General features: G+C 58.7%; 11 protein-coding genes. 7 read left to right on the forward strand and 4 right to left on the reverse strand.

Annotated features, from left to right (window positions below):
- Positions 1 to 131 precede the first annotated feature (131 nt).
- From JKA62_RS18110 to JKA62_RS18120, 3 genes are all read left to right on the forward strand, one after another.
- On the forward strand, positions 132 to 2,501 hold the full coding sequence (locus JKA62_RS18110) for an S-type pyocin domain-containing protein (protein ID WP_201818869.1): 2,370 nt from the start codon (positions 132 to 134) through the stop codon (positions 2,499 to 2,501).
- A gap of 1 nt (position 2,502) precedes the next feature.
- Entirely contained in the window at positions 2,503 to 2,760 is a 258-nt protein-coding gene (locus tag JKA62_RS18115; protein ID WP_011336439.1) for a bacteriocin immunity protein, read from the forward strand.
- An 87-nt stretch (positions 2,761 to 2,847) separates the two neighbouring features.
- Positions 2,848 to 3,099 carry a bacteriocin immunity protein gene (locus JKA62_RS18120; protein ID WP_111539326.1) on the forward strand — a complete coding sequence of 84 codons (252 nt, stop codon included), beginning with the start codon at positions 2,848 to 2,850 and terminating at the stop codon, positions 3,097 to 3,099.
- 21 nt (positions 3,100 to 3,120) lie between these two features.
- Here the strand turns inward: JKA62_RS18120 and JKA62_RS18125 are convergent, their stop codons facing one another.
- Complete coding sequence (locus JKA62_RS18125; RefSeq protein ID WP_011336437.1) at positions 3,121 to 3,696, reverse strand: DUF6436 domain-containing protein; 576 nt, start codon at positions 3,694 to 3,696, stop codon at positions 3,121 to 3,123.
- Between the two features lie 97 nt (positions 3,697 to 3,793).
- Between JKA62_RS18125 and JKA62_RS18130 the strand changes: the two genes are divergently transcribed.
- Positions 3,794 to 4,744, forward strand: a complete 951-nt coding sequence (locus JKA62_RS18130) for an alpha/beta hydrolase (protein ID WP_011336436.1) — start codon at positions 3,794 to 3,796, stop codon at positions 4,742 to 4,744.
- A gap of 1 nt (position 4,745) precedes the next feature.
- Here JKA62_RS18130 and JKA62_RS18135 read toward each other — a convergent pair whose 3' ends face one another.
- Entirely contained in the window at positions 4,746 to 5,498 is a 753-nt protein-coding gene (locus JKA62_RS18135; RefSeq protein WP_011336435.1) for a DUF2059 domain-containing protein, read from the reverse strand.
- 108 nt (positions 5,499 to 5,606) lie between these two features.
- Between JKA62_RS18135 and JKA62_RS18140 the strand changes: the two genes are divergently transcribed.
- On the forward strand, positions 5,607 to 6,239 hold the full coding sequence (locus JKA62_RS18140) for a 2OG-Fe(II) oxygenase (protein WP_011336434.1): 633 nt from the start codon (positions 5,607 to 5,609) through the stop codon (positions 6,237 to 6,239).
- A 1-nt stretch (position 6,240) separates the two neighbouring features.
- The gene (locus tag JKA62_RS18145) at positions 6,241 to 6,726 is read left to right on the forward strand and encodes a DUF523 domain-containing protein (protein ID WP_011336433.1); all 486 of its coding nucleotides are present in this window, start codon (positions 6,241 to 6,243) and stop codon (positions 6,724 to 6,726) included.
- A gap of 11 nt (positions 6,727 to 6,737) precedes the next feature.
- Here the strand turns inward: JKA62_RS18145 and JKA62_RS18150 are convergent, their stop codons facing one another.
- Positions 6,738 to 7,316: a transporter substrate-binding domain-containing protein gene (locus tag JKA62_RS18150; protein ID WP_011336432.1), complete on the reverse strand. Its 579-nt coding sequence runs from the start codon at positions 7,314 to 7,316 to the stop codon at positions 6,738 to 6,740.
- Positions 7,317 to 7,450: 134 nt separating this feature from the next.
- Between JKA62_RS18150 and JKA62_RS18155 the strand changes: the two genes are divergently transcribed.
- Positions 7,451 to 7,876 (forward strand): DUF4399 domain-containing protein, encoded by a 426-nt coding sequence (locus JKA62_RS18155; RefSeq protein WP_011336431.1) that lies wholly within the window; start codon positions 7,451 to 7,453, stop codon positions 7,874 to 7,876.
- A 48-nt stretch (positions 7,877 to 7,924) separates the two neighbouring features.
- Here JKA62_RS18155 and JKA62_RS18160 read toward each other — a convergent pair.
- A partial coding sequence (locus JKA62_RS18160) for an integrase core domain-containing protein (RefSeq protein WP_146615305.1) occupies positions 7,925 to 8,014 on the reverse strand: 90 nt, incomplete at its 5' end.

Raw genomic sequence — 8,014 nt, forward strand, 5'->3', positions numbered from 1 at the left:
GGGAAGTGCACTACAAGTTTGTTGTTGCTGCGTTTAACGGGGCGGGCCTATAAAAGACCTCGAGAAAAAGCAGAGGAATAAAACGAATTTTGCGAATTCGATACATGGAATAACTGACATGGAGAAGTCGTATGAGTGATATTGAAAATTATCTTGGACCTCACAAGCAGACCGGGCCGGGCAGATATGAACTGGCGCCAATACCCGTCAAGGGGGTGACGCCAGTTCGATTGGGACAGGGTGGGTTTTTCTCGGGAAGTTGGGGGTTGAATGAAGGGCCGCATAGAGGGACGGGCCAAGGGTCTGGAAAACTTGATCCGTTAACTCCATTCATCTGGAATGATTTGATGCAGGAGCAACAGAATGCTCAGGCATATATTGATCTTGAGTATGCTGGAGTATTCAGCAATATCGGCGCGGCATCAAATAATGAAGTAGAGAGGGCGAGGCAAGCAGCCAGTGCTGGACTTTCTGCGGCTCAGAAGGTCAAGGCTGATCAGGAAATAACCATTCAGGTTATTCATTCAAAGTTGTTGGAGTATCGGGCTCATACCGAGATCGCTTACTCGCTGTATGGACATAATCCATTTTTCCTGATGAAGGATTTGTCCTTCAAGAAGATACGAGACAGTCTGGCATTGCCGGTTCCGGATGTTTCCGTCGCCTATGCGGCCATCGACAGGGCCTATCGCTCGGCAATGGAGCTCCGGCGCCTTTCCTGGGTGATGGCCATTATCGCCAATCAACTTCCGGAACTGGCCGCAAGAAGAAGCCAGGTTGAAGCCGCGACTCAAACCACGAGGGACGCCCAGCAGATTCTTTCTGCCGAAAGGTTATCCGTGGTGAATCTGGAAACGAATATTCGCCTGCATTTCCTGCCGGGTTTTCTGGTTGAAAGAGTCGCCGCTGCAGCGGGCTCAACCGGAGGCAGTCTCTCTCAAACACTCACGAATTATAAAATCGCAGCGGACAACATTCGTGCTGTCGAGCAGGCAGCCGTCCGGCCCTATGCAATCGCCAATCCGGCGATCAACGCCCCGTTGAGCAAGCCTGAGCTCGAAGCGCTGAAGAACCTGGTCGACTTGCAGGCCACTACCGATCTGGGCAAGCGCTGGCAGGACTATCACGCTTCACTCCTGCACTCGGAAAGTGCCCGGCATATGGCAGCGGCGGCGGACGCATTTGCCGGTCTGATTGCCCGCGCCCAAGAGGCGGAGCGTCTGCAGGAGCAGATACGCATTGCCCGGGAGCTAGAGGCCCGGCATTTGCAGGAGCAGGCGCGTATAGCCGCGGAGGTTGAAGCCAGGCGTGTTGCCGAGGAACAGGCACGTATTGCCGCCGAAGCAGAGGCAAGGCGCCTTGCCGAGGAACAAGCGCGCATGGTGGCAGAAGCCATTCGCAACGCCCATACCTTCCGCGCGCCAAGTGCCGCTTCGGCGACAGGGCCGTTGTTCATGACTTCAGCTGGAGTCGTGGCAGTTGCCGAGGCTGCTGCGGCCAGTCTGCAAGCGGCGGTTCGCAGCGCCATCGCCGGGTTGGGCAGTCTTGCGGCCAGTGTCGGGGCTGGCGCGGTCGTCGGTGTTTCAGCGTTGGTCTACTCGTCGAAACTGGGCAACGGCGAATTGCCGGACCGTTACGCCTTCAGCACGCCGCTGTCGGACCTCGCGCCCGACTTCGCGCCAGATCTGCACGCCATCGCGGCGGCTGGCGGTACGGTTGACATGCCTTTCCGCGTCAGTTCAAAGACCGACGCGTACGGGCAGTCAGAGGTTTTTGTCGTCAAGACCGATGGGCGGAATATTCCGTCGGCCGTCAGGGTGGTGGCGGCTTCCTACGACACCGAACGCAACGTCTACACCGCGACCACCTCCGATGTTCCACCACGCACCCTGACGTGGACCCCGATCGTCAATCCGGGAAACAGCTCGACGACCTCACCGGCCGGGCAGCCGGATGTGCCTGCCTATACTGGGGCGACGGTAGTCCCGGTAGAGGGACGCCTCGATTCGTTCCCGGGCGTTTTCGAAGCCGGATTCGATGACTATGTTCTGGTGTTCCCGCAGGACTCCGGGCTGCCACCGAACTACACGATGTTTCGGGATCGGCGGGAGGATCCGGGTGTCGCTTCAGGTGTGGGGCAGGCGGTATCGGGCAACTGGCTCGGAAGCGCATCGCAGGGCGAAGGCGCGCCGGTGCCGGCGCAGATTGCCGATCAGTTGCGAGGGCGGGAGTTCAGGAATTTTCGGGCGTTTCGGGAGGCGTTTTGGAAGGCGGTGGCCGATGATTCTGAGCTAGTAAGTCAATTTAACAATAGTAGTGCTTTTGAAATGAAAAATGGTCGAGCACCGTTCGTTCGAAAAATTGATAGGGTGGGAGGGCAAGTGAAGTTTGAGCTTCATCATTCCGTCTATATATCTAGAGGAGGGGAGGTTATGGATGTAGATAACGTTCGAGTAGTTACTCCTAAACAGCACGGCGCGATACATTCGGAGGGGGATTGATATGAGCGCAAAAGAGTTCGAGGACTACACTGAGGAAGATTTTTTGTTGTTTGTTAAAAAAATCTATAATTCTTCGTATTCGACGGAAGAGCAGCAAATAGAAGCTGTTTTTGAGTTTGAGCGTTTAACTCAGCATCCAGATGGTTCGGATTTGATCTATTATCCTCGCGATGGTAGGGAAGATAGTCCAGAGGGAGTCGTTAAAGAAGTTAAGGAGTGGCGGGCTATCAGCGGTAGGTCAGGATTTAAAACGGAATAGGTTTTTGGCAGTGCCCTTGCTATTCGAGTAATAGTAAGGGCACTTTTTGTGTTTGAGTTTTAATTTGGAGGTATTGTCGTGTCGGTAATGAATAAGCGTGTAAGTGATCTGTTGGAATCAGATTTTTTGAGCTTTGTTACGAGGGTTTATAATAATGACTACGATACTGAGGAACAGCATATTGATGCTGTTTTAGAGTTCAAGGCCTTGAGCGAGCATCCATCCGGCTCGGATCTGATCTTTTATCCGGAGCCAGGAAAAAGTGGGCCAACAGCAGTGGTTGAAGAGGTGAAGGCGTGGCGGGCTGCCAACGGCAAGCCTGGTTTCAAAGTAGTTTAGTTTTGGAGTATGGCGAAATTCTCACTCCCCACTCAACCACGGGCAGTAGCAACCGACCGCCAACGTATGAGTCGCATTGACCGGGCGATCATCACTCAACGCTTGCAGGATCGGTTCGATAAAACTGTTGCTGGAGTTGCACGTCAGGCCTTCGCTGTACGGGCCAAAGTACGCCAGTCTGCCGCTGCGGTCCCAGATCGCCACGGCCGGGCTCGCGGGAATCTGCTCGGAGCCGGGCAGCACCGCGATGGTTTTAAGATTGCTGAGGGTGGCGGGCAACTGGCCGTGGCTGCCGGCCTTCTGCACCGCGAAGAATTCCACGCCCTTGGGGCCGAACTGTTCGACCATCTCGGTCAGGTGCTGCTGGTTGCCGACGTTGCATGGGCAGGCCGGGTCCCAGAAGTGCACCAGACGGATGTTGCCGGGGCCAGCGAGGTCGGCGGGCAGGCGCAGCGGGTCGCCGGAAAACACCGCCGTGTGTTCGCTGAAAGCCCTCAGGTAGCGGCCCTGAAACCAGTCGTATGCGGCCCACAGCACGCCGGCGCAAACGATGGCGAGCAGGCTGGCAAACAGTGCGGTGCGGTAGGGCGAACGCATGGTTTTGATTCCTTGGGAGCGCGCTAGCTTGCCATGCTTGCCGCGACAGATGAATATCGCAGGCCGATAAAGTCCGTTTACCGTTCTGGAATTGCCCATGTCTGTTGCTTTCGATCCCGATCATCTGCGTGCGAGCCTCAAGCCTTTGGCCGAGTGGCAGCCGTTGTCCGAGGAGGCGAAGGCGTATCAGCGGTTCTACAAGACCGACTTTCCGGAGCGCGATGTCTGGCGCGGCATGGGCCGGTTCGACATCGATGGCTATCAACTGGTCAGTCATTGCTGGTGGCCTGCGGAAACGGCCAAGGCCACTCTGTTTCTGGTGCACGGTTTTTATGACCACACCGGCCTGTACCGGCATGTGATCGAGTGGGCGCTGGATCAGGGCTTTGCGGTGATTGCCTGCGATCTGCCGGGGCATGGTCTGTCCAGTGGCGAGCGGGCGAGCATCCGCGACTTCTCCGAGTATCAGGATGCGCTGCAAGGCCTGTTCGCCGAGGCGCGTTCGATTGCACTGCCGCAGCCGTGGCATTTGTGCGGGCAAAGCACCGGCGGGGCGATCATTGTCGATCACGTGCTCAATCATGGCGAAAACAGCCCGGCGCAGGGGCAGTTGATTCTGCTGGCGCCGTTGGTGCGTCCGCGTGCCTGGGGCTGGTCGCAGTTCAGTTATTACCTGCTCAGGCCATTTGTCAGGGGCATCGCCCGGCGTTTCAGCGAGAACTCCAACGACCCGGATTTCCTGCCGTTCCTGCAGGCCGATCCGTTGCAGCCAAAACGCTTGCCGACCGCGTGGGTCGGGGCGTTGTCGCGTTGGATCAACCGGGTGGAATACGCGAAGAAAAGTCCACGCCGGCCACTGATCGTTCAGGGTCAGGCAGACATGACCGTGGACTGGCAGCACAACCTGCAAGTGTTGAAATGGAAGTTCGACCGGCCACAGATTCTGCTGCTGGCCGAGGCGCGCCATCACCTGGCCAATGAAACGGCGGAAATGCGCGAGGAGTATTTCGAGTTCTTGAGCAAACGGATCAAGGGCCGCAACCCCTAGATCACTGGCTGAGGTTCGAGGTGCTCTGGCCCACGGCGAGCCCGGCGCGGATCGCTGCCAGCGCGGCCTGATAGTAGGCCTTGCCTTCGGTGGATTCGGCAAAGGTCGCGAACTCTTCCAGCTCTTCATCCGACAGGTCGCGATAGACGTAGAGCAGCGTGTTGTTCAGGTCGGCGCCGATCTGATCCATCAGGCGCTGGCGTTGACCGTTCAACATGCCCTGGGCCTGACCGCCGCCGAGCAGGCCGGGGATCATCGAGCTCAGGCTGTCCGCCGCCACGCCGGCAATCGCCAGGCTGACTTCGGCACCGGCTTCACGGGCGGGCAGGGCCTGGGCGAGGTGGCCGATGATCAGCAGGCGGCTGTCGCTGGCCGGCATCTTCGGCAGGCCCTTGGCGTTCTTTGCCAATTGATCGCGGCGGGTCGCCAGCAGTTCGGCGGCGACGATCTTCTTGCCCAGCGGTGACTGAAAGAACGACAGGGCCGGTTGCGGATCGGCAAGGTTCTTGCGCAGTTGCGCTTCGGCCCGTTGATCCACAGCCTGAGGGGCGAAGCGCTGGTTGCTGTTGTTCACCAGCGCCTGAAACACCGCCGGCGGCAGGCTGTTCTGGTAACGCTGCTGCGCGGCACTCAGGGCGTCGTTGAAATGCGCGCGTTGTTCTGGCCAGCCGGCGACCTTGTACAGCTGGTCGTGGCCGTCCGCCCAGGCGGGCAAAACGCAGAACATCAACAGTGAAAAAAGCAAACGGCGCATAAGGACTCCTGTCGGCAGCCGACTATTCTCCGTGCGGTGCCAGTACTTGTCGAGAATTCGTATCAAGCCGCCGCGTGGCTCTGTCGGATTTCTTGCCGCAGGCATACTATGCGCGCCATGCAAATATCCTCTGATCACCCGCTGCTGTTACGTATCGTCGACGACCTGGCCGAGCGCGGCTGGTCGCAGCAGAACATTTTCCTGCCTGCGGATTTGACCCGCGCACTGGCGGCCGAGTGCCGCAAACGTGACGCCGAAGGTGAACTGGCGCCGGCGGGGGTCGGACGTGGCCCGTTTACGGAGATCCGCGAGGGGATTCGTGGCGACCATATCCAATGGATCGACCCCGGTCAGGCCGAGGCCAGCGACCGCTACCTGAACCTGATGGACAGCTTGCGCGAAGCGCTCAACCGGGGCCTGTTCCTCGGTCTGGAAGACTTCGAGTGCCACTTCGCCCTGTACCCGCCGGGTGCTTTCTATCGCAAGCATGTCGACCGTTTTCGCGACGATGACCGGCGCATGGTCTCGGCGGTGATCTACCTCAATGACGGCTGGCTGCCGGAGGATGGCGGGCAACTGCGCATGTACCTGGAGCATGATCGCGTTCATGACGTGCAGCCTACGGGCGGTTGTCTGGTGGTGTTTCTCTCCGGCGAAGTCCCTCACGAAGTATTGCCAGCCAGCCGCGAGCGGCTGTCGCTGACCGGCTGGTTCCGCCGCCGTGGCAACGAGCCGTTCTGAGATGCACAGGATTCTTGTGAGCCGCTGCCTGCTGGGCCATCGCGTGCGTTACGACGGTGGGGCCAGCGGGCCGTTCGATCTGCTGGAGCAGTGGATCAGCGAAGGCCGGGTAGTGCCGCTGTGCCCGGAAGTCGCCGGTGGTTTGCCGACGCCACGAGCGGCGGCGGAAATTCCGGGCGGGCAGGGCAGCGAGGTGCTGGACGGGCACGCCTCGGTGATCACCTCCGAGGGCGAAGACGTCAGTGCGCAGTTTCTCGACGGTGCGCGGCAGGCGTTGGCGCTGGTGCAAAAGCACGGGATTCGGGTGGCGGTGCTCAAGGCCAACAGCCCGTCGTGCGGGAATCTGTTGACCTATGACGGGACGTTCAGTGGGGTGAAGGTGAGTGGCGAAGGTGTCACGGCAGCCTTGCTCAAGCACCATGGGGTGCAGGTCTTCAGCGAACTCGAGCTGCCGCAAGCCGCACAGGCCCTCAGCTTGCTCGACTAGTCACGTTCACTTCAGTTTTCCGTAGCCTGCACGCTCAACCATTTTTTCGACAACGCCTCCAGCCGCCCATCCGCCCTGATCCGCTGCAAGGCATTCTCCAGGCTCGCGTGAAACGCCGGATTGCCCTTCTGGAACGGGATCGCCAGTTCAACCGGTGGCCCGATCTTTGGTTTCTCTTCCGTCAGCGTCTGTACCAGCACCATCGGCCGGGGTTGTTCGTCCTTCTTCGCCAACAATTGCGCATTGACCTGCGTGTAAGGCTCGCTGACGTCGAAACGATCCTTGAGTTCCGGGGTCAGTGCTATGTGGTTGAGCGCGACGTCGTACTTGCCGCTTTCAACGCCCTGGAGCAGATCGGCCTCGTCGGTGACGATGAAGTCGGCGCGCACATCCAGTTCGTTGGCCAGCAGTTGCCCAAGCTCGACCTCGAACCCCGTGAGCGTGTCGCCGTCCTTGAAGTTGAAGGGCGGTGTATTAGCCTCAAGGGCTATGCGCAACTCGCCACGGTCGTTGACGTCATCAATCAGTTCGGCGTGAGCCAGAGGGCTCAGAAGGGGAAGCAGGCAGATCAGGCCAGGCAGAAAACGCATGGTCACTCCTTTGAAATCATTGTCGCGGCCTGTTTTCCAGGCTCGCTTTGCTATGGTTGTCGAGTGCCTTCGACAACGAATGGTCATGAAGTTGTCATGACCGTGCGGATTTTACGGAAAAACTGGAGAAGAAAATGAAAAGCTTTATGTCACGTGCAGCGTTGGCCGGTGTGCTGATGGGTGTTTCGGTACTGGCCAGTGCGGCCACACCGGCACCGAAGGGCGCCGAAGTGTTCATCGTTTCTCCCGAGGACGGAGCCACGGTTCAGCAGACCTTCACGGTCAAGTTCGGTGTAAAGGACATTGCGCTGGCACCGGCCGGTGACGTCACCAAGAACACTGGCCATCACCATCTGCTGATCGATGCCAAGGAAATCGTTCCGGCCGGCTCCGTCGTGCCGACCGATGCCAACCACATGCACTTCGGCAAGGCGCAGACCCAGGCCGACATCAAACTCGCGCCGGGCAAGCACACCTTGCAGCTGGAGTTGGGTGACAGCGGCCACATGGCCTTCGATCCGCCGATCGTGTCGAAGAAGATCACCGTCAACGTCGAATGACGTTTTCGCGTTGTCTAGTCCTGAAATAGGTTTACACCTGTTTCAGCCTCAAAACGCCCGATGCACCGCATCGGGTGTTTTGTATTTCAGCGACAGATGAGGCCGCTCGTTGTTATAGATCTGCACCGACTCGTCCAC

It is taken from the genome of Pseudomonas sp. B7 (assembly GCF_016735645.1).
GTDB classification, from domain to species: Bacteria; Pseudomonadota; Gammaproteobacteria; order Pseudomonadales; family Pseudomonadaceae; genus Aquipseudomonas; species Aquipseudomonas glycinae.

What these genes read in the sequence shown, in the direction of transcription:
- JKA62_RS18155 (WP_011336431.1), top strand. Translation starts at nt 7,451, where the DNA reads ATGAAAAGCTTTATGTCACGTGCAGCGTTGGCCGGTGTGCTGATGGGT.
- JKA62_RS18130 (WP_011336436.1), top strand. Translation starts at nt 3,794, where the DNA reads ATGTCTGTTGCTTTCGATCCCGATCATCTGCGTGCGAGCCTCAAGCCT.
- JKA62_RS18120 (WP_111539326.1), top strand. Translation starts at nt 2,848, where the DNA reads ATGAATAAGCGTGTAAGTGATCTGTTGGAATCAGATTTTTTGAGCTTT.
- JKA62_RS18135 (WP_011336435.1), bottom strand. Translation starts at nt 5,498, where the DNA reads ATGCGCCGTTTGCTTTTTTCACTGTTGATGTTCTGCGTTTTGCCCGCC.
- JKA62_RS18110 (WP_201818869.1), top strand. Translation starts at nt 132, where the DNA reads ATGAGTGATATTGAAAATTATCTTGGACCTCACAAGCAGACCGGGCCG.
- JKA62_RS18125 (WP_011336437.1), bottom strand. Translation starts at nt 3,696, where the DNA reads ATGCGTTCGCCCTACCGCACCGCACTGTTTGCCAGCCTGCTCGCCATC.
- JKA62_RS18150 (WP_011336432.1), bottom strand. Translation starts at nt 7,316, where the DNA reads ATGCGTTTTCTGCCTGGCCTGATCTGCCTGCTTCCCCTTCTGAGCCCT.
- JKA62_RS18115 (WP_011336439.1), top strand. Translation starts at nt 2,503, where the DNA reads ATGAGCGCAAAAGAGTTCGAGGACTACACTGAGGAAGATTTTTTGTTG.
- JKA62_RS18145 (WP_011336433.1), top strand. Translation starts at nt 6,241, where the DNA reads ATGCACAGGATTCTTGTGAGCCGCTGCCTGCTGGGCCATCGCGTGCGT.
- JKA62_RS18140 (WP_011336434.1), top strand. Translation starts at nt 5,607, where the DNA reads ATGCGCGCCATGCAAATATCCTCTGATCACCCGCTGCTGTTACGTATC.